This is a genomic window from Pseudovibrio sp. Ad46 (assembly GCF_001623065.1).
Classification (GTDB): domain Bacteria; phylum Pseudomonadota; class Alphaproteobacteria; order Rhizobiales; family Stappiaceae; genus Pseudovibrio.
The window spans coordinates 250192-269057 of the sequence record NZ_LMCG01000080.1 but is presented as its reverse complement, the minus strand read 5'-3'; the positions used below and the strand labels follow the sequence as shown (position 1 = coordinate 269057).

General features: G+C 51.6%; 21 protein-coding genes. 14 read left to right on the top strand and 7 right to left on the bottom strand.

What is annotated here, in order from left to right:
• Positions 1-134 precede the first annotated feature (134 nt).
• A complete protein-coding gene (gene fumC / locus PsAD46_RS24585) occupies positions 135-1541 on the top strand; it encodes a class II fumarate hydratase (RefSeq protein WP_063308061.1) in 1407 nt (468 codons plus the stop codon).
• On the opposite strand, the gene PsAD46_RS24580 is transcribed toward fumC, so the two are convergent.
• Positions 1528-2100, bottom strand: coding sequence for a TetR/AcrR family transcriptional regulator (locus PsAD46_RS24580; RefSeq protein ID WP_063308060.1), 573 nt, complete (start codon positions 2098-2100; stop codon positions 1528-1530). The two genes, fumC and PsAD46_RS24580, sit on opposite strands and share 14 nt — an antisense overlap.
• An 86-nt stretch (positions 2101-2186) precedes the next feature.
• Between PsAD46_RS24580 and PsAD46_RS24575 the strand changes: the two genes are divergently transcribed.
• Both PsAD46_RS24575 and PsAD46_RS24570 read left to right on the top strand, forming a co-directional pair.
• The gene (locus PsAD46_RS24575) at positions 2187-2594 is read left to right on the top strand and encodes a hypothetical protein (RefSeq protein WP_063308059.1); all 408 of its coding nucleotides are present in this window, start codon (positions 2187-2189) and stop codon (positions 2592-2594) included.
• 215 nt (positions 2595-2809) lie between these two features.
• On the top strand, positions 2810-3400 hold the full coding sequence (locus PsAD46_RS24570; RefSeq protein WP_208982016.1) for a DUF2087 domain-containing protein: 591 nt from the start codon (positions 2810-2812) through the stop codon (positions 3398-3400).
• Between the two features lie 74 nt (positions 3401-3474).
• On the opposite strand, the gene hemF is transcribed toward PsAD46_RS24570, so the two are convergent.
• From hemF to PsAD46_RS24550, 4 genes are all read right to left on the bottom strand, one after another.
• The gene (hemF, locus tag PsAD46_RS24565; protein ID WP_063308058.1) at positions 3475-4386 is read right to left on the bottom strand and encodes an oxygen-dependent coproporphyrinogen oxidase; all 912 of its coding nucleotides are present in this window, start codon (positions 4384-4386) and stop codon (positions 3475-3477) included.
• Positions 4387-4475: 89 nt separating this feature from the next.
• Positions 4476-5051, bottom strand: coding sequence for a DUF1176 domain-containing protein (locus PsAD46_RS24560; protein ID WP_208982015.1), 576 nt, complete (start codon positions 5049-5051; stop codon positions 4476-4478).
• 241 nt (positions 5052-5292) lie between these two features.
• A complete protein-coding gene (locus PsAD46_RS24555) occupies positions 5293-5871 on the bottom strand; it encodes a DUF1176 domain-containing protein (protein ID WP_063308057.1) in 579 nt (192 codons plus the stop codon).
• Between the two features lie 68 nt (positions 5872-5939).
• Complete coding sequence (locus PsAD46_RS24550) at positions 5940-6395, bottom strand: tRNA (cytidine(34)-2'-O)-methyltransferase (protein ID WP_063290043.1); 456 nt, start codon at positions 6393-6395, stop codon at positions 5940-5942.
• Between the two features lie 567 nt (positions 6396-6962).
• Between PsAD46_RS24550 and PsAD46_RS24545 the strand changes: the two genes are divergently transcribed.
• The 11 genes from PsAD46_RS24545 to PsAD46_RS24495 all read left to right on the top strand — a co-directional run bounded on the left by PsAD46_RS24545 (position 6963) and on the right by PsAD46_RS24495 (position 16916).
• The gene (locus PsAD46_RS24545; protein ID WP_057463607.1) at positions 6963-7352 is read left to right on the top strand and encodes a hypothetical protein; all 390 of its coding nucleotides are present in this window, start codon (positions 6963-6965) and stop codon (positions 7350-7352) included.
• Between the two features lie 73 nt (positions 7353-7425).
• Positions 7426-9264 (top strand): ABC transporter ATP-binding protein, encoded by a 1839-nt coding sequence (locus PsAD46_RS24540; RefSeq protein ID WP_063308056.1) that lies wholly within the window; start codon positions 7426-7428, stop codon positions 9262-9264.
• A gap of 366 nt (positions 9265-9630) precedes the next feature.
• Positions 9631-10191, top strand: coding sequence for a ubiquinol-cytochrome c reductase iron-sulfur subunit (gene petA / locus PsAD46_RS24535; RefSeq protein ID WP_057463604.1), 561 nt, complete (start codon positions 9631-9633; stop codon positions 10189-10191).
• Between the two features lie 23 nt (positions 10192-10214).
• Positions 10215-11471, top strand: coding sequence for a cytochrome b/b6 (locus tag PsAD46_RS24530; protein WP_057463603.1), 1257 nt, complete (start codon positions 10215-10217; stop codon positions 11469-11471).
• Between the two features lie 18 nt (positions 11472-11489).
• Positions 11490-12332, top strand: a complete 843-nt coding sequence (locus tag PsAD46_RS24525; protein ID WP_063303209.1) for a cytochrome c1 — start codon at positions 11490-11492, stop codon at positions 12330-12332.
• Positions 12333-12476: 144 nt separating this feature from the next.
• Positions 12477-13349: an S-methyl-5'-thioadenosine phosphorylase gene (locus PsAD46_RS24520; protein WP_063303210.1), complete on the top strand. Its 873-nt coding sequence runs from the start codon at positions 12477-12479 to the stop codon at positions 13347-13349.
• Between the two features lie 86 nt (positions 13350-13435).
• Entirely contained in the window at positions 13436-13981 is a 546-nt protein-coding gene (locus PsAD46_RS24515; RefSeq protein WP_193757764.1) for an adenine phosphoribosyltransferase, read from the top strand.
• Positions 13978-14688 carry a 5,6-dimethylbenzimidazole synthase gene (gene bluB / locus PsAD46_RS24510; protein WP_057463599.1) on the top strand — a complete coding sequence of 237 codons (711 nt, stop codon included), beginning with the start codon at positions 13978-13980 and terminating at the stop codon, positions 14686-14688. Before PsAD46_RS24515 ends, bluB begins: the two co-directional genes overlap by 4 nt.
• Positions 14673-15167, top strand: coding sequence for a GNAT family N-acetyltransferase (locus tag PsAD46_RS24505; RefSeq protein WP_063303211.1), 495 nt, complete (start codon positions 14673-14675; stop codon positions 15165-15167). The genes bluB and PsAD46_RS24505 overlap by 16 nt, the downstream gene beginning before the upstream one ends.
• Before the next feature lie 69 nt (positions 15168-15236).
• Positions 15237-16031 carry a DeoR/GlpR family DNA-binding transcription regulator gene (locus tag PsAD46_RS24500; protein WP_063293989.1) on the top strand — a complete coding sequence of 265 codons (795 nt, stop codon included), beginning with the start codon at positions 15237-15239 and terminating at the stop codon, positions 16029-16031.
• Between the two features lie 75 nt (positions 16032-16106).
• Positions 16107-16916 carry a DeoR/GlpR family DNA-binding transcription regulator gene (locus PsAD46_RS24495; protein WP_208982014.1) on the top strand — a complete coding sequence of 270 codons (810 nt, stop codon included), beginning with the start codon at positions 16107-16109 and terminating at the stop codon, positions 16914-16916.
• A 77-nt stretch (positions 16917-16993) separates the two neighbouring features.
• Here PsAD46_RS24495 and ychF read toward each other — a convergent pair whose 3' ends face one another.
• Complete coding sequence (gene ychF, locus PsAD46_RS24490; protein WP_063290039.1) at positions 16994-18094, bottom strand: redox-regulated ATPase YchF; 1101 nt, start codon at positions 18092-18094, stop codon at positions 16994-16996.
• Positions 18095-18859 (bottom strand): aminoacyl-tRNA hydrolase, encoded by a 765-nt coding sequence (gene pth / locus PsAD46_RS24485; RefSeq protein WP_063293986.1) that lies wholly within the window; start codon positions 18857-18859, stop codon positions 18095-18097.
• Positions 18860-18866 lie beyond the last annotated feature (7 nt).

Genomic DNA, 18866 nt, shown 5'->3' with positions numbered 1-18866 from the left:
TGTTCGCCTGTGGTTGATGAAGCCCTGTGCTTCATGGCAGGGTTGTCTAAACTGTTTTATGGTTTCGTTGTCGTGTGTTCTCGCCTGAAGGGGATCGTTCCTTTTTCGGGACTGCGCTTGAGAGGAAAGTGTCAATGTCTGATCAAAATTCTGATGGTATGCGGCAGGAATCCGATAGTTTTGGTGTGCTGGATGTTCCCATTGGCAAATATTGGGGCGCGCAAACCGCACGGTCTCTGATCAACTTTCCCATTGGCCGGGAGCATCTGCCGCCTGCGCTGATCCATGCATTGGGCGCGGTGAAGCTGGCTGCTGCCAGGGTGAACATGGAAGAGGGGCGTTTGTCAGAAGATCTGGGCAAGGCCATTTGTCAGGCAGCGACCGAGGTGATTTCCGGCAAGCTGGACGCACATTTTCCTCTGGTGATCTGGCAGACAGGGTCTGGCACACAGTCCAACATGAACACCAACGAGGTGATTGCCAACCGTGCCATTGAGTTGCTTGGCGGACAGATCGGCACCAAGTCTCCTGTACACCCCAACGATCACGTGAATATGGGGCAGTCCTCCAACGACACCTTCCCGACGGCCATGCACATCGCGGCAGCTTGTGAGATCAACAAGGTGCTGCTGCCCGCTTTGACGCATCTGCACGACACGATGGAAGCTAAGGTGGCGGCCTTTGCGGATATCGTGAAAATTGGCCGGACGCACACGCAGGATGCGACGCCTTTGACATTGGGGCAGGAGTTTTCTGGTTATGTGGCGCAGCTGGAGTATTCCAAGGAGCGTATTGAGCAGAGCCTTGTGGGGCTTTATCGGCTGGCGCAGGGTGGCACAGCCGTGGGAACCGGACTTAATTCAACGCCAGAGTTTGCCAGTGCGTTTGCTACTCACGTGAGTGAGGTGACAGGCCTGCCATTTGTGACAGCGGTCAATAAATTTGAGGCACTGGCCACGCATGATGCGGCTGTGTTTGCACATGGTGCGCTGAACACGCTGGCTTGTTCGCTGATGAAGATTGCCAATGACATTCGTTTCCTTGCCTCCGGTCCGCGTTCCGGTCTTGGTGAGATCAGTCTGCCAGCCAACGAGCCGGGCTCTTCTATCATGCCGGGTAAGGTGAATCCGACTCAGTGTGAAGCGGTGACCATGGTCTGCGCTCAGGTGATGGGCAATCAGACAGCGGTGAGTGTGGGTGGATCGACAGGGCACTTTGAGCTGAACGTGTTCAAACCTGTGATTGCTAACAGCCTGCTGCAATCCATTGAGCTTCTGGCCGATTGCATGGTGAGCTTTGCGGACCGCTGTGTTGTTGGCATTGAGCCAAACATTGAGCGTATTGAAGAGTTGTTGGAGCGGTCCCTGATGTTGGTGACAGCGCTTGCACCCACCATTGGCTATGACAAAGCAACCGAGATTGCCAAGTCTGCCCATAAGAACGGGACCACACTGAAGGAAGAAGCTCTTCGTCTGGGTTATGTGACTGCGGAAGAGTTTGATCGTGTTGTCCGGCCAGAAAAAATGGTCAGGCCGGGGTAGGACGGTTGCCACTCATCATGATGTCCAGAGTGTGTTTCAGGCAGGCTTTTTGGTCTGCCTCCTCTAACTGCTGAGCCCCAATGAGCGTTGCATAAAGGATCTGGCTGTTGATCTTTGCATTTCTTTGGGTTTGGGGGATTTGAGAAAATAATTGCTCGACGTACTCCAGACGCCGCTGATCAATTTTACTCATATAGGCGCCGGCGAGATCATCAAACTGGGCCCAGTTGCGGATCGCGGAGGAAACGCCGGTTGCGCCATACTCCAATGAGACCTCACTTGCTGCAATCTCGATCAGATCATAGAGGCGCTGTTTGGGGGCGGGGCTGCCTGCATCGACCTGCGCGATGATTTGTTGTGTGGCTAATTGCTCCCAATGGTCCAGCATTGCTTTTTTCAAAGCAGCAACATCCTTGAAGTGCCAATAGAACGAGCCCTTGCTCACCTTCAGTGTTCTGGCAAGCGCTTCGGCCTTCAGGCTCTGAGGTCCATTCGCGGCTAGCGAGCGGAAGCCGCCTTTGATCCAGTCCAGCGCTGAGAGTTTGGTTTTCTCTGTCATTCTTTCACCATACGCTACCGTATTGACAGGGTCCAGCTTTAAGCTACCATACGCTACCGTATGTAATCAAAGATGAGAGAATTCCAATGAATAAGTGGCTTTTGGCTTCTGGTATCCTGTCGTTGCTATTGATGCTGGTACATGTGTTTCTGGGTGGGCCAGAGATCCATGATCCTGTATTGGGCAGTGATCTTCATCCTGTGGTGATCGCGGTGTTGTCGGTGGTCTGGCATGGAATCACTGTGGTGATGCTGGTGAACGGCGTGTTGTTGCTGGCAGCTGCCTTTAGAGAGGAACTGGTCGCTGGTGTTGCCTGGGTGGTGATTGGGCAATATGGCGGGTTCACGCTGCTGTTCATCTACTACGGCATCACCCAGTTGGCTAACCTGATGGATATGCCGCAGTGGATTTCCTTCGTGATTATAGCCGGCTGTGTGGCGATGGGATTGCGGAAGGCCGGGCGTGCAGATGCATTGCGGAGTTCTGTAACCTGAGTGGTTGAAATGGGTGACGCCCAAAACTGCTGCGTGTTGACATTTCGCGGTTTGCGCTTTTATTGTCATCATCGGTCGGCAGTTCCCAAGGCGTCGCTGCCCCGTAAGGGGAGCTAAACCTGCCATTCACTTCGACAGCAATCGACATTCTTGTCCGATGCCGCTTCGCAAGCCAGCGACCACGAAAATGTAATGCGGCTCGAGAGGATTTTTCAATGTCGAGAGTCCCAGTCCCTCTTCGTTCGCCTGATATCTCCACGTTTGCGCGTAGTGTTGCCCGCCAGATGAAATCTCGCGGTGATGCTCCCTCGCATGTGGAGTTGATGAACATGCTCGCCAAAGCGGCGGGTTTCCAGAACTTTCAGCATCTAAGAGCTTCGCATTCTGCGGGTCGTCGCCTCGATACCGAGCCGGTTGTCGAGACGGTAGACCATCGGCTTGTTGAGCGCGCCCTCAATCAGTTTGATGATTTGGGGCGATTGGTGAGCTGGCCGTCACGGCGGCAGGTTCAGGTGCTTTGTCTTTGGCAGTTGTGGTCCCTTATTCCGGCTGGTGCATCGCTTCGGGAGAAAGAGATCAACATGCTGCTCAAGGAAGGGCACTGTTTTGCCGACCCTGCTTTGTTAAGGCGTGAGCTGTTTAGTCTCGGGCTTTTGCATCGTAATCGGGATTGTTCTGATTACAGACGGCAGGAGCAACAACCACCGCTGGAAGCGCGTGATCTGATCAAGCGTTTGAAGGGGAGAAGTTTGGAAAGTGAGACTGGCAGTTCTGCCATGTCGTTCATTGTCAGGCCGAGCGCTTAAGCTGGTTTTCACTTCCAAAGAGACAGGAAGCTCCCCAACACGTGGGGTGGGGAGCTTCTTTATTCTGTTGTGGCTTATGGCCACTTTACCACGGGTGGCATGGAGGACAGGATGGAGGAGACGTTTCCGCCTGTCTTGAGGCCGAAGATTGTGCCGCGGTCGTAAAGGAGGTTGAACTCTACGTAACGGCCACGACGGACCAGCTGTTCTTCACGTTGTTCGAGCGTCCATGGGGTCAGGAAGTTTTTGCGGATCAGCTTTGGGTAGATGTCGAGGAAGGCGTTGCCGACGGATTTGGTGAGGGCAAGGTCTGCATTCCAGTCGCCGGTGTTGTGGCGGTCGTAGAAAATGCCACCGATGCCGCGTGCTTCGTTGCGGTGAGGCAGATAGAAGTACTCGTCGCACCACTTCTTGAAGTGCTCGTAATCAGCCCCTGGATGGTCTGCGCAGGCTGCTTTCATAGCCTCATGAAATTCGACAGTGTCCGGATCTTCCTGCGTGCGGCGTGCGCTGAGTACAGGTGTCAGGTCTGCTCCACCACCAAACCACTGCTTGGTGGTGACGACCATGCGGGTGTTCATATGCACTGCTGGTACATTTGGATTGTGCATGTGGGCGATGAGGGAGATGCCGGAGGCCCAGAAACGTGGGTCTTCGCTGGCACCGGGGATCTGGTCGCGGAACTCTGGCGAGAACTCACCGTGTACGCTGGAGACGTGTACGCCAACCTTCTCGAACACACGTCCATGCATCAGGGACATGACACCGCCGCCGCCGTGGCCGCCGCTGTGGTCTGTACGTTCCCATGGGGTTCGCTCGAAACGTCCCGCTGGCTGGTCGGAGAGGGGGCCGTCCAGTTCCCCGACTTCTACTTCCAGCTGCTCAAAGGCATTGCAAATGTTGTCACGCAGCTGGCTGAACCACGCGGATGCCTCTTGTTTTTTGTCTTCCAGATCTGCTGGAAGCGTGTTTTGTGTATCGCTCATAGTCCCTCCTTGAGCGCAAAGCGTTCTTTGCTGTTCTATGTAAGGGAGCGCAACTGAGAAGTACAGGTGAGGCGGAACGGTGCATGGAGCTATTTGGATCTGTCGAGGATGACTGGATACTTTTCAGGCTGGACATAGTTGCCGTCACATTCGGGCTTGGCACGGAACTCCATCAGCTGGGGGTAGCCGTCGGAGGTGAACTTGTGAACCTCGTAGGTGCCACAATCTCCCAGCCCGCGGCCTTCCGTGAAGCTGGTCAGATCTCCGGTCTTGATGTCCCAGACACCGTTGAAGACCACGTCAGGGTTGTCGTTGCCTTCGTGTTTTGGGCGTTCAAAGGTCAGCAGCTTGGCGTTGTTGGGCTGACGGGCATCTATACGGATGTAGAGGTGGGCCATGTTGTAAAGGTTGTTGGCGCACATGAACTCCAGCACCTTTACGTCCTTGCTGAACTGCAAGACGTGGTTGCCGGTTAAGTCGTAGGCGTCTTCCCAATCACAGGGGTAGGCTGCATTCAGCATGTTTATGTAGCGGTTCAGGATTGATGGATCGTGCTGTGTGACGGGTTTGACAGGTTCGGCGTGTAACGAGCTTGCCAGTAGAGTTTCGAAGAGAATGGTTGCTGCAAAACAGGTTGTGAATGTTCGGGGCAAGGTTTGGAACACGGCGATCTTCCTCTTTGGACAACCCTAAAGCAGTTCGCATTTAAGTTGAAACATATGAACTGCTTTAGTCTTTGTTTTGCGTATCTTTATCCGAAAACCGATTTCCACTTTTCGGAGATACGCTGTAGTCTTCTGGCTGTGTCCCTGAAGATGCCTTGCCAGCCTTACTCTTGCGCTAAAACTCTTGGTTTCATCGCGCTTACCAAGAAGCCTCGGGCTTTAACGGACTTGCTGGTCGCTTTTACCTTGGCGGGTAGATCAACGGGTAATCCGTTGGCTCACGGAATTTGCCGTCACACTGCCGCTTGGCGCGATACTCCACGAGTTCCAGATACCCTTTGGGTGTGAAGCGGTGGACTTCAAAAGAGCCGCAGTCAGAGAGGCCGCGATCCACTGTGAAACTGGTGAGAGCGCCGCGATTGTGGTCCCAAAAGCTGTTGAACAGAATGTACTGGCTGGTGACTGGCTGGTCCTCAGGACGATCGAGGGAGACGAGTTTTGCAGGCTGGTTTGAGTTTTTGGTGCGACGGATATAGAGGTTCGCCAGATTGTGTATGCCAACGGTGCAGGAGAACTCGAGCACCTCGACGCCGTTGCCGAGGTCGTAAAGGTTATACCCGCTTCGTGTGTGTGCATCATGCCATTCGCAGGGGTATATCTCGTCCAGCAGGTGGAGGTATCGATTCAGGACGGCTTCGTCATGCAGATTGGCATGGAGGACGGGTTCGACCGGTGCTCCTGCGAAAGTAGACTTTGGAACTGACAGCAAAAGTGCAAAGCAAAACAGATGAGCGAATTTTCTCGAAAGACTCTCAAACATCGCAATAAAAACCTAAATCGCGCAAAGCAACGCATTCAACAACGCAACTAGTTTAGGTTGTGTTTTATTCAAAAACAATCTGTTTGACGAAGAGCTTCACCCAGGACCATGCCAGTGGAAACGGCCATATTGAGAGAGCGCATGCCGTTCTTCATAGGAATCAGCAGTCTTGCATCAGCAACTTGATGGATATCTTCCGGCACGCCAGAACTTTCGCGACCCATCAGGATCAGGTCCTCTTTCTTGAACGCGAACTGCGTATAAGGGCGTGATCCTTTGGTGGTCATGAGGATAAGTCGGCGTTTTTCGGCTAACTGCCATTCACGAAAACTCTCCCAATCCATATGACGTTGGAGTTTGGCGCGTTCGATGTAATCCATGCCAGCCCGTTTAAGTGCATGATCAGACAGGGGGAAGCCTGCCGGTTCGATCAGGTGTACCGTCACATCCATGCAAGCGGCCAGCCGTAATAGGGTTCCGGTGTTCTGCGGAATGTCTGGCTGGTAAAGGGCAATATCTGGCATGTTGTCGGGTGCTCGCGTTGTTTCCTGAAAGATTGGCTTATGGAAGCATCTCTTGGGCATCTAGAGGAACCCAAGGAAAATCTCCAGAAAAATCATAGAGTTTGTTGATAGGTGGAGCGTTCCGGTGGGTGAAACCTAATGGAAATCAAGAGATTCTATCTGAATTCGTGATATGTGTTGCGAAAAAGATACACCACATCCTAAAGTGGTTTTCCGTATTTTTTGGGGCTAGGCATATCTCCGCCTTTATGAGTATAAGCATTTCGCACCGGCCGAGAGCCCTCATCTTACTTGACGAGACTCTCCGAGTTGCTGATCGCCCGATCAGCTATTTTTTAACGTTGGAACTAGGGAGACATACATGAATACTGAATTTGTGCTCGTGAACGTAAATGTTCTCCCAGCGACTGGCGCATGCGCTATGCATCCCGCCAAAAACGCAGGTTACGCCGTTTCCGCTTAGAAGGCGGATTTCCAACACTTTCTAGCTCGTATTTTCTTAATGCAGCCCTCTTCACGGACGTATTACGTCTGCGGTTGCATGCATATGTTGTCGGAGTATCTCCAATGATTACGTCATTTATCTGGGCGCAGATCGCGTCCCGTGACGATTCTGCATCTCAAATTCCGGTTGATGGTGGCCGGTATGTGCGCTCGGCTGGTTCTGAAAAAGGAACGTTTTCTCAAAGCCTTGGGCACGCATTCTGGTTCTTGATGATTAGTGCTGGAATCGCATTTTTTACAATTATTCCAACGCTCTACGCAGAGTTGGCTACGGTAGAAATTGTAAGAGCAAACGGAATCAACGAGGCTGGCTCTCTGTTTCAGGGACGTTTGATTGATACCCTGGTTGGAGCTTTTGCTGTTGGGGTTGGAATTGCCAGTGTTATCTGGACTTTTTCCGGCTCTCCGAAAGATAACCGGGATCCTTACGATCGAGATGAGCGGCTGCAGTAAGCAGCCGTCATCCTCTTACCATGTTGACGTGGTAGCGCACCTCGCAAACCAAATATCTTAATTGGGATTTGTCATGTTCTCTTATTTTGAGAAGCTTATTGACCCATTCAAAATGGAAGAGATCGAGACTCCTCCAAGTAAGTTTTGGGGGTTTATCTGGTATTATACCAAGCCTGTTTCAATACTACTTGTTGTGATCGCCTTTTTCGCTGCATCTATTGCTGTAATTGAAGTGGTCATCTTTACGTTTATGGGTGATTTGGTGAACTGGTTAGGCACCGAAGACCCGGAAACGTTCTTTGCCGACAACTGGGGCCACCTGATCTGGATGGGTGTTGTTCTTCTTGTGATTTCGCCGATCATGTCAGCAGTGTGGGAAATGTTCTTCCATCAGGGATTGGTTGGTAACTATCCAATGCTGATCAGGTGGAAGGGGCACCGGCAGTTACTTCGACAGAGTTTGACTTTCTTTCATAATGACTTTGCAGGTCGCATTGCTAACAAGCTGATGCAGACCTCTCTTGCTGTGCGGGAAGTTATTACGCGTATTGTCGATATATTTGTCTATGTAATTGTTTACTTTCTGGCTGCGCTTGTTGTGCTTGTGAGCGCAGATTGGCGTCTTGCATTGCCGATGATCGGTTGGTTGCTCTCCTACTTCCTCGTCATGTACGTCTTTGTTCCCAAGCTTAAGCGTATTTCCAAGAAGCAAGCAGATGCCCGGTCTGTGATGACTGGTCATGTCGTTGATGCCTATACGAATATCTCGACCGTAAAGCTGTTTTCACATGCATCGCGTGAAGAAGACTATGCCAAAGGTTCCATGAGCACTTTCATGGATACCGTGCATAAGCAGATGCGGAATGTGACAAAGCTGAACATCTGCCTGACGCTGATCAATAATCTGCTCTTGTTGTCTCTTGGCGCTCTGTCCATCTGGCTTTGGCAGAGGGCTTTGGTGACGACTGGTGATATCGCGATTGCGATTGGTCTGGCCTTGCGTTTGCAGGGTATGTCTCAGTGGATTCTTTGGGAAGTTGCTGGTCTGTTTGAGAATATCGGTACGGTTCAGGACGGATTGGGCATGTTGTCCCGGCATACTGAGGTCACTGATAAGCAAGATGCGAAAGCGCTTGTTGTTTCTGACGCGGAAATTCGCTTTGAAGATGTGAAGTTCCACTATGGCAAAGGCAGCGGCGTTCTGGAAAACCTGACGCTCAACATTAAGCCGGGTGAGAAAATCGGGATTGTTGGTCGCTCGGGTGCGGGTAAATCGACCCTGATGAACTTGCTGCTGCGCTTCCATGATCTGGAAGGTGGACGCATTGCCATTGATGGTCAGGATATTCGCGGCGTGACGCAAGAGAGCTTGCGCCAGAATGTTGGTGTGGTTTCTCAGGACACGTCTTTGCTGCATCGGACTATTCTGGAGAACATCACCTACGGCAAAGATGGTGCAACTCTGGAAGAGGCGAGCGAAGCGGCGAGACGGGCTCATGCTCTGGAGTTTATTGACGGCCTGAAAGATCCGGAAGGACGGACTGGCTTTGATACTCTGGTGGGTGAGCGCGGTGTGAAACTCTCTGGCGGACAGCGCCAGCGCGTCGCCATCGCGCGTGTCTTGCTTAAGGATGCTCCGATCCTTGTTTTGGACGAAGCAACGTCTGCTTTGGATTCAGAAGTGGAGGCTGCGATCCAGGAAAGCCTGTTTGAGTTGATGGAAGGTAAGACGGTTATTGCAATTGCCCACCGACTTTCCACAATTGCGGCAATGGATCGCCTCATTGTCATGGATCAAGGCAAGATCGTAGAGATGGGTACCCATGAGGAACTTCTGAAATCCGAAGGTATCTATGGAAACCTCTGGAACCACCAATCTGGCGGTTTCCTTGCACAAGTTGCCGCCGAATAGGGATTCCTGACAGGGAATCAAGCGGTTTAAACTAAAAGTGGTTCGGGGCGAGTTTGCGTCCTAGGGTCCCCGAACCACTCGACTTTTGACTCATATTTGCGTGTCAAAATCTCAATTGATCCCGTTTTTTTCCTCTTATGCCCAAGTTGTCTGCGACAATAAGTCCGCAAATTTTTAACCAGTCTAGACAAGTGCGACCATTGGTGGCAGATAGCATCCGTCAATATAAGTGCGTATTTAGCGCATTTTCACCTATGTCTTCTTTGCGGTGTATAGACAGTGACCGGTTTTGACTGGTTGCGGGCCTGTCCTCACAGAAGAGATCGTAGGTGTTCTCTTTCAATTTTGTTTCGAGAGGACGCGACCTTGGAACACACGGACACGGCTGAACCGTCACGCCGCGATTTTCTTTACATCGCGACCGGTGCCGTGGGCGCGGTCGGTGCGGGAGCTCTGGCTTGGCCCTTTATCCATCAGATGAACCCCGATGCATCTGCACTGGCTTTGGCTTCTATCGAAGTTGATGTTTCTGCGGTTGAAGTCGGGCAATCCATCACTGTGACCTGGCGTGGTAAGCCGGTCTTTATCCGTCAACGTACGGAAAAAGAGATCGCTGAAGCGACAGAAGTGCCTATTGCTGATCTGCCAGACCAGTTTGCACGTAATGCTAACCTAGAAGATGGTGCGGACGCATCTGACGCAAACCGCGCTACGACAGGCAAAGAAGCCTGGCTGGTTATGGTTGGCGTTTGTACGCACCTGGGCTGTGTGCCTCTTGGTGAAGCTGGTGAATACGGCGGCTGGTTCTGCCCATGTCACGGCTCCCACTACGACACTGCTGGTCGTATTCGTAAAGGCCCGGCTCCAGAAAACATGCTCGTGCCGCCTTACAAGTTTTCCAGCGACGACGTTGTTGTAATCGGCTGACGAGGCCCTTTCAGGAGGCAGCTATGGCTGGTCATTCTACTTATGAACCGCAAAACGCTGGCGCCAAATGGCTTGAGCGTCGTTTGCCGGTACTCTCCCTTGTACATGGGAGTTTTGTTGCGTTTCCTACCCCGAAGAACCTGAACTACTGGTGGACCTTCGGCGGTATCGCATTTTTCGTGCTCGTTGTTCAGCTCATTACCGGTATCGTTCTGGTAATGCACTACACGCCGAATGATGCGCTCGCATTTGCATCCGTTGAGCACATCATGCGCGATGTGAACTACGGATGGTTGATGCGTTATCTGCACTCAAACGGTGCATCCATGTTCTTCTTCGCAGTGTACATCCACATCTTCCGCGGTATGTACTACGGTTCTTACAAAGAGCCGCGCGAAATTGCATGGATCCTGGGTGTGTTGCTGTTCTTCCTCATGGTGCTTACCGCATTCATGGGCTACGTACTTCCTTGGGGCCAGATGTCTCTTTGGGGTGCAACGGTTATTACGAACCTGTTTTCTGCAGTTCCAGTTGTTGGTGAAGCAATCACCACATGGCTCTGGGGTGGTTTTGCAGTTGGTAACCCAACACTGAACCGCTTCTTCTCACTGCACTATCTGCTGCCGTTCGTGATCCTTGGCGTTGTGATGCTGCACATCTGGGCGTTCCACGTTGCTGGTAACAACAACCCAGTTGGTGTTGATCCTAAGTCCGATAAAGACACAGTTCCATTCCATCCGTACTACACGTTGAAGGATCTGTTCGCGATCGTTGTCTTTATGATCCTGTTCTCCTGGTTCGTGTTCTACCTGCCAAACTATCTGGGTCATGCTGATAACTACATTCCAGCGAACCCAATGGTGACACCAGCGCACATCGTTCCAGAATGGTTCCTTCTGCCATTTTATGCGATCCTGCGTGCGATCACTTTCGATATTGGTCCAATTCCTTCCAAGCTCGGTGGTGTGATTGCCATGGGCGGTGCGATTGCGATCTTGTTCGTGTTGCCTTGGCTTGACACTTCCAAAGTTCGTTCAGCGAATTACCGTCCTGTTTACCGGTTCTTCTTCTGGCTCTTCTTCTTCACCACAATCATGTTGGGGTGGCTTGGATCTAAGCCTGCTGAGCAGCCATACATTGCCTGGATCCAGTTCTTTACGGTTCTCTACTTCGCACACTTCCTGATCGTTCTTCCAGTTCTCGGACTGATCGAAACGCCTCGGAAAGTTCCTGACTCAATCAACGATGCAGTGCTGGGTAAGTCCAGTGATGCGGCTTAAGGGCAGGGGATTTTAAAGATGAAAAATCTAATGTTCAAAAGCGCTCGTGCTCTGGCTGTTGTTGCAGGTCTTGCTGTAGCTGGTCCGGCTCTTGCAGCTGGCGAAGGACCTCACGTCGAAAAGCAGCCTTGGTCTTTTGCTGGCCCATTCGGTCAGTTTGACAAAGCGCAGCTGCAGCGCGGCTTCCAGGTGTACCAGGAAGTTTGTTCTGCCTGTCATGGACTGAGCTACGTCGCATTCCGTAACCTTGCTGAGGAAGGCGGACCAGGTTTCTCTGTTGATGAAGTGAAGGCTCTTGCAGCTGAATACACCATCGAAGATGGCCCGGACAGTGAAGGTGAAATGTTTGAGCGTGACGGCAAGCCGTTCGACAAATTCCCATCACCATTCCCGAACGAGCAAGCTGCACGTGCTTCTAACAATGGTGCTTACCCACCAGACCTTTCTTTGATGGCAAAAGCACGCGCTGCCCTTCGTGGTTTCCCTTGGTTTGTTCTTGATGTTGCCACGCAGTATCAGGAAAACGGTCCGGATTACCTGTACGGTCTGCTAACTGGCTACCATGAGGCACCTGAGGGTGTTGAGGTTCCAGAAGGTCAGTACTACAATCCTGGCTTCATTTCAGGGTCCACGCTCGCAATGGCGCCTCCGCTTTCTGATGAGCTGGTTGAGTACTCCGACGGTTCTCCAATGACTGTTGATCAGTATGCTCGTGACGTTTCTGCATTCCTGATGTGGACTGCTGAGCCTCATCTGGAATCACGCAAGCGTATCGGCTTTGGTGTGATGGCATTCCTGATCCTGTTCGCATCGCTGCTGTACTTTACAAAGCGTAAGATCTGGAGAGATGTTGACCACTAAGGTCACATTTATAAATTCAAAAAGGGCTATCCTAATCGGGTAGCCCTTTTTTTTGGGGTTGCGGGCTGGATTTGATGTACCGCCAACTTCCTATCAGTGAATCAGGTAAGGTTGCGCCGACACAGGCAAAGCGGAGAGAGCGATATGCAGGCGGTTCTGGGCATTATCGGAGGTTCTGGCCTCTACAATATCCCTGGTTTTGAAAATGCCCGATGGGAACGGATTGAAAGCCCGTGGGGTGAGCCAAGTGATGATGTTTGTATCGGCGAGATTGGTGGCTTGAAGGTTGTTTTCCTGCCTCGTCACGGTCGCGGACATGTGCACTCTCCAACCGAGATCAATTATCGCGCAAATATTGACGTGCTTAAGCGGGCTGGTGTCACAGACCTGATTTCCGTCAGCGCCTGCGGGTCCTTGAAAGAGGAATATGCACCGGGAACTTTCGTTCTTGTTGACCAGTTCATCGATCGTACGTTTGCGCGCGAAAAGAGCTTCTTTGGAACAGGCTGCGTGGCGCACGTCTCCGTTGCTGATCCAATTTCGCCACTGCTGGTGGATGTTGTTGAAAGTGCCTGTCAAGAAGAGGGCCTTACGTATAGCCGCGGCGGTACTTATCTGGCTATGGAAGGGCCTCAGTTTTCTTCCAAGGCAGAAAGCCTCCTCTACCGCTCCTGGGGCTGTGACGTTATTGGCATGACAAACATGCCGGAAGCCAAGCTGGCCCGTGAAGCGGAAATCAGTTATTCAACTGTGGCGATGGTAACGGATTACGACAGTTGGCATGCCGACCACGGAAACGTAGATATCAACGCGATCATCAAGGTTCTACACGAGAACGTGGAAAGTGCTCAGAAGCTTGTCCTAGCTGTTGCCCGGAAACTGCCGAGAGAGCACCAGCAGTGCCCGGTTGGTTCCAACACGGCACTTGATTTTGCGATTATGACTGCTGAGGACAAAAGAGACCCGGCACTGCTTGCAAAGCTTGATGCTGTTGCTGGACGTGTGCTGCGCAAATAATCGAGCACAGATCGCTTATGGGGCTCTCGTTGAAGGGCTTCTTACAAAAACTATGCAATTCAAACGCGGAAATGACCATGACTGACATAACTAACAGTATCTCAGAGGAGCTGATTGCGTCCATTCGGACCATTCCAGACTATCCAAAGGAAGGTATTCTGTTTCGCGATATCACAACACTGCTGAGTGATCCTCGCGCCTTCCGCCGTGCGGTTGATGCACTGGTACAGCCTTGGGCTGGCTCCAAGATTGAGCAGGTTGCTGGTATCGAGGCGCGCGGCTTTATTCTTGGTGGTGCTGTGGCTCACCAGCTCTCCGCCGGTTTCTTGCCAGTGCGTAAGAAGGGTAAGCTGCCGTTTAAGACCATCGAGCAGGAATATGAGCTGGAGTATGGTACCGATACCATTGAGATCCACTGTGATGCTGTAAAGCCCGGTGAGAAGGTTATTCTGGTTGATGACCTGATTGCGACTGGTGGGACCGCAGAAGCTGCTGTGAAGCTTCTGAGAAGCGCTGGGGCCGACATCGTGGCTGCGTGCTTCATTGTCGATTTGCCAGAACTGCAAGGACGTGCAAAACTGGAAGCACTCGATATTCCTGTCAGGACATTGGTGGAGTTTCCCGGTCATTGAATGACGCCTTTGTAGAGAATGGCCCGCAGTTTTCTGCGGCCTTCAATCACGATTTTGAATTGCTTTTGAAATGGCGCCGGGATGTGCGCCATTTTAAGCAGGACATTATTGATCGCGAAACTGTTGATGAGCTTTTGCGGTTAACTGATCTTTCCCCAAGCGTCGGCAACAGTCAGCCGTGGCGTTTTATCGAGATGAGCCAACCTGCGAACCGCGAGGCTGTTTATCTCAATTTCCAACAGGCAAATTCTGAAGCTCTCAAGGGCTATAAAGGGGAGCGGGCAGAAAGCTATACCAAGCTCAAGCTGCAAGGCTTGACTGATGCTCCGCTGCAATTTGCTGTATTTTGTGATCTTGATCCAACGCAGGGAGGCGGGCTCGGACGGCAGACTATGCCAGAGACGCTGGCTTATTCTTGTGTTAGCGCAATTAATTGCCTCTGGCTTGCTGCTAGAGCAAAAGGCATTGGTGTCGGTTGGGTGTCTATTCTCAATCCTGACAGTATCGGACAGTTGTTTGGTGTTCCTGAAAATTGGAAATTTGTTGCCTATCTTTGCATAGGTTACCCATGTGAGAACAACGAAGTCCCCGAACTGCAGCGCACTGGCTGGCAGGCACGTACTGCCACTGAATTGCGAATGTTAAAAGATATTGATCTAGTCAGGCCAGAAGCCAAACAGGAGTCTTCTTCGTGTCAATCCAAGTAAGAGCAATTGAACCAGAAGATCGAGAGCAGGTTGTTGAACTGCTCGTAAACCGGTGGACCAGTCCTGAGCAATTGCTTGATGGTGAAATGGTGGACGCCTCACGTCTGCCTGGATATCTCGCTCTGGATGAAGGGCGTCTTGTGGGGATGATTACGTTGATCAAGCGTGAGCAGGAGTGGGAGATCCTTACGCTGGATTCGCTACAACGCTGGGGCGGCATTGGTACGCTTCTGCTGGATGCTTCCGTTGATGCTGCGCGGCAGGAAGGCCTTGGCCGGATTATGGTGCGGACCTCTAACGACAATCTGGATGCATTTCGGTTTTATCAAAGACGTGGCTTCCGCTTAGAAAAAGTGGTGCAGGGCGTCATTGATGAGGAACGTAAGTTAAAGCCAGAAATACCAGTCACAGGCTTGCACGGCATACCGCTGCGTGACGAGGTGATTTTTGGACGCGACATCACCGGCAATCGATCTTAGCTTTACATTCAAACGGTATTTGACTAATTTTATGAAAGATTAAATAAAATTGTATATGAGGGTTGTGTTGTGATCGTCCGCATAATCGAATTGGTGCGACGCTATAGAACGATACGGCTCTCCTTACTGGCCACTGTACTGGATTGCTCTGTCGATGAGATCCTGTATGCCGTTGATGGCCTGGAAAACAACAGTATCATGCGCGTGCGAGGCAGTTCCCTGGTTTCGAATGAGGCCATTGCAGAGAGTGATATCAGCGTGCGCATGCACTCTCGGTTTGCCGAGAAGAATGCCATTGGCAAACTTGCTGCCAGCCTGATTAAGGATGGTGAAAGTTTGCTGATTGAGGCGGGCAGTACGCTTTCCCTTTTTGCCAATCATCTGAAAGAGAAGAAAAATCTCTCCATCGCGACGACAAGCCCGCTGATTGCGGAGAGCCTTGTCCGGCATAGTCGTACATGTAATGTTGAGTTGATTGGCGGCAGGTTGGAAGCGCATACCACTGCGCTTCATGGGGAAGAGACACAGGCGCGTATTCGTGATCTGAAGGTGGACTGGACCGTCCTGAGCCCGACGAGCATGTGTATTCAAAAAGGGGCCTGCTACTTCCACAAAGTTGATGCTGAAACCAGCTTGCTTATGCAGCGCAGTGCGCAGAAAACTATGATGTTGAATGATAGTTCCAAATTGGGCGTTCCCAGCCGCTATACCGCGCAAACAATGCAGGGTGTTGATGTCTTTATTACTGATAATAATGGGGAATTAGGCTTTGCTGAAGTCGATCATCATCTTAGAAAAGCGCGCGTTTTTCATGCGATTTCCGAGGATGCTGACAGCGAAGATTTCATTCTTCTGAACAGTTGATAAATTTTAATCTTTTTCGATAAAAATGAACATTGTTTACTACCGGAATAGTATCTGGGATCTAGGCCAATTTAGATGATTAGTGACTTAATGGTGGACGTTCTCGCCAATCTGGTTAAGCGCCACAGACGTATTTCATTGACTGCTGCGGCAGATATTTTAGGAATGGATTTTGAAGAACTCACCAGTCTGGCGAAGGTGTTGTCGGATCGTGAGGAATTTGAACTCTTCGATAATTCTATTTGCTTCCTCATGCCACGAGATCAGGATGCCTATCGAGTAAGGCTTCGCAGCCATTACATCGAGAAGTATGCGATTGGTCGGCTGGCGACTTCGTTCTTCAAGACTGGTGACCATGTGGTTGTTGAGTCCGGAAGCACAATGACAATCCTGGCGCAGCATCTTGCTCAGGTGCCGCAGATAAAGGTTTCGACCAACTCGTATGCGGTCGCCTCAATGATGATTGGGGCTGAGACAGCTGCAGACATCCATGTGATTGGCGGCAATCTCTATACCGATGGGCAGGGGGCTTTGGGGCCGATTGCTCTGGGTACGGTTGAGAGCCTCGAGGCGGACTGGGGGATCATTTGTCCTGTCGGTTTGTCCACTGAGGGGGATCTCATGTACTACGTGGAAGAGGAAGCTAAGTTTGCGCGGGCCGTCATGGCGTCTTGCAAGCGAACTATGGTGCTGTGTAACTCCAGCAAGATTGGCGTTCCGAGCCGGTTCGTTGCTAATTCATGCGCTCAGGCAGACATGCTGATCGTGGATAGCGGCGTTGAGCCAAGTATTCTTGACAAGCTGATCGCGCAGGGCGTGAAAGAAGTCCATGTGGCTGATGTGGAGGCAGAAGCTTCCAGTGAGATTGTTTTGTTAGATATTTGATTCTTATCTCATTGATTTTTCAATAAAAAAGGCGCTCGATTGAGCGCCTTTTGCTTTATAGCGATCGTGCCATAGACTTATGTGTTGAACTTGAAGAGCAGCACATCGCCATCCTGAACGATGTATTCCTTGCCTTCGTCGCGTGCTTTGCCTGCTTCTTTAGCCGGGTTTTCGCCGCCAAGCTCAACGTAGTCGTTGTAAGCGATGGTTTGTGCGCGAATGAAGCCGCGTTCAAAGTCCGTATGGATGACGCCAGCAGCCTGAGGGGCTTTGGTGCCTCTTGATACGGTCCAGGCGCGTGTTTCTTTCGGGCCAGCTGTGAAGTAGGTGATCAGGTGCAGCAGGTCGTAGCCTGCGCGGATCAAACGGTCTAGGCCAGGCTCTTCCAAGCCCATGTCAGCCATGTATTCACGCTGCTCTTCGTCTTCCAGTTGTGCAATTTCTGCTTCAATCGCGGCTGAGATGACAACGGAGGCTGCGCCTTGCTCTTCTGCCATAGCCTGAACCTTAGCGGACAGGCTGTTGCCTTTGTCTGCTGATTCTTCTTCCACGTTACACACGTAGAGAACTGGCTTGGATGTCAGCAGGTTCAGCATTTCGAGCTGTTTGACGTCTTCCGGGTCGGTGAGGCCAAGTGCGCGCACTGGCTTACCATCCTGAAGAATTGCGAGTGCCTGTTCCATAATCGGAAGAGCCATCTTGGCGTCTTTGTCGCCAGACTTCGCTTTTTTAGCGAGCGGCGCAATACGCTTTTCGAGGCTTTCCATGTCAGAAACCATCAGTTCGGTTTCGACTGTTTCTGCATCAGCGATTGGATCGATCTTGCCATCAACGTGCGTGATGTCGTCGTCTTCGAAGCAGCGCAGAACGTGTGCGATCGCGTCTACTTCGCGGATGTTAGCGAGGAACTGGTTGCCCAGGCCTTCCCCTTTGGACGCGCCGCGCACGAGGCCTGCAATGTCTACGAAAGTCAGGCGGGTCGGGATGATCTCTTTGGAGCCAGCGATTGCTGCAATCTTGGACTGGCGTGGATCTGGCACAGCAACATCACCAGTGTTTGGCTCAATGGTGCAGAACGGATAGTTTGCTGCCTGCGCCGCTGCTGTCTTCGTCAGAGCGTTGAAGAGGGTAGACTTACCAACGTTAGGCAAGCCGACGATGCCGCACTGAAAACCCATTTATTCTTGTCCTTTCGATCCAAACAGCTGCTCAAGCGCTGACGCGAGCGGCCCTTTTTTGTTAGCTTCTTTGTCCTGATAGCCCGTTGCTTTTGGAGCTGGCTTTTTTTCTGGTTCAGGCTTGGCGGGGTCCTGCTTCTTTTTAACAGCAGCCTCGCGAGAGCTGTCCTTTTTGTAAGGTTTACCAGAGCCTTCCGGGCGTGTTGCCAGTGTCACCTTGTTGGCGAACTGGTTGTCGTGATGTTGTGCAAGCAAAGGAGCGTTGTCTGCAACTGCCTCCAGAAGAGGCTCAAGCCACTCCTGATCCGCTTTTGCAAAATCACCCAGGACCCATTGATGTACACGGTCTTTATGGCCGGGATGGCCAATACCAAGGCGTACACGGCGATAGGCATCCGTGATGTGTGCTGTGATGGAGCGCAGGCCATTGTGGCCTCCGTGACCGCCGCCATTCTTCATGCGGAACTTCGCAGGAGGCAGGTCCAGCTCGTCATAGAGCACGACAACATCTTGTGGGGTGAGCTTGTAGAAACGGAGTGCTTCGCCTACGGAACGACCGGATTCGTTCATGTAGGTCATTGGCTTCATCAGCAGGACTTTTTCACCCGCCAAAGTGCCTTCAGAAACCTGAGCCTGAAAGCGAGCCCGCCACGGGCTGAATGAGCTATGGCGGCGATGAATTTCATCTGCCGCCATGAACCCGATATTGTGACGATTACTCTCGTATTTAGGGCCTGGATTACCGAGGCCGACTAACAGCTTCATAGGTATT

Coding starts and splice junctions, on each gene's coding strand:
- fumC (WP_063308061.1), top strand. CDS start 135: ATGTCTGATCAAAATTCTGATGGTATGCGGCAGGAATCCGATAGTTTT.
- PsAD46_RS24580 (WP_063308060.1), bottom strand. CDS start 2,100: ATGACAGAGAAAACCAAACTCTCAGCGCTGGACTGGATCAAAGGCGGC.
- PsAD46_RS24575 (WP_063308059.1), top strand. CDS start 2,187: ATGAATAAGTGGCTTTTGGCTTCTGGTATCCTGTCGTTGCTATTGATG.
- PsAD46_RS24570 (WP_208982016.1), top strand. CDS start 2,810: ATGTCGAGAGTCCCAGTCCCTCTTCGTTCGCCTGATATCTCCACGTTT.
- hemF (WP_063308058.1), bottom strand. CDS start 4,386: ATGAGCGATACACAAAACACGCTTCCAGCAGATCTGGAAGACAAAAAA.
- PsAD46_RS24555 (WP_063308057.1), bottom strand. CDS start 5,871: ATGTTTGAGAGTCTTTCGAGAAAATTCGCTCATCTGTTTTGCTTTGCA.
- PsAD46_RS24550 (WP_063290043.1), bottom strand. CDS start 6,395: ATGCCAGATATTGCCCTTTACCAGCCAGACATTCCGCAGAACACCGGA.
- PsAD46_RS24545 (WP_057463607.1), top strand. CDS start 6,963: ATGATTACGTCATTTATCTGGGCGCAGATCGCGTCCCGTGACGATTCT.
- PsAD46_RS24540 (WP_063308056.1), top strand. CDS start 7,426: ATGTTCTCTTATTTTGAGAAGCTTATTGACCCATTCAAAATGGAAGAG.
- PsAD46_RS24530 (WP_057463603.1), top strand. CDS start 10,215: ATGGCTGGTCATTCTACTTATGAACCGCAAAACGCTGGCGCCAAATGG.
- PsAD46_RS24525 (WP_063303209.1), top strand. CDS start 11,490: ATGAAAAATCTAATGTTCAAAAGCGCTCGTGCTCTGGCTGTTGTTGCA.
- PsAD46_RS24520 (WP_063303210.1), top strand. CDS start 12,477: ATGCAGGCGGTTCTGGGCATTATCGGAGGTTCTGGCCTCTACAATATC.
- PsAD46_RS24495 (WP_208982014.1), top strand. CDS start 16,107: ATGATTAGTGACTTAATGGTGGACGTTCTCGCCAATCTGGTTAAGCGC.
- ychF (WP_063290039.1), bottom strand. CDS start 18,094: ATGGGTTTTCAGTGCGGCATCGTCGGCTTGCCTAACGTTGGTAAGTCT.
- pth (WP_063293986.1), bottom strand. CDS start 18,859: ATGAAGCTGTTAGTCGGCCTCGGTAATCCAGGCCCTAAATACGAGAGT.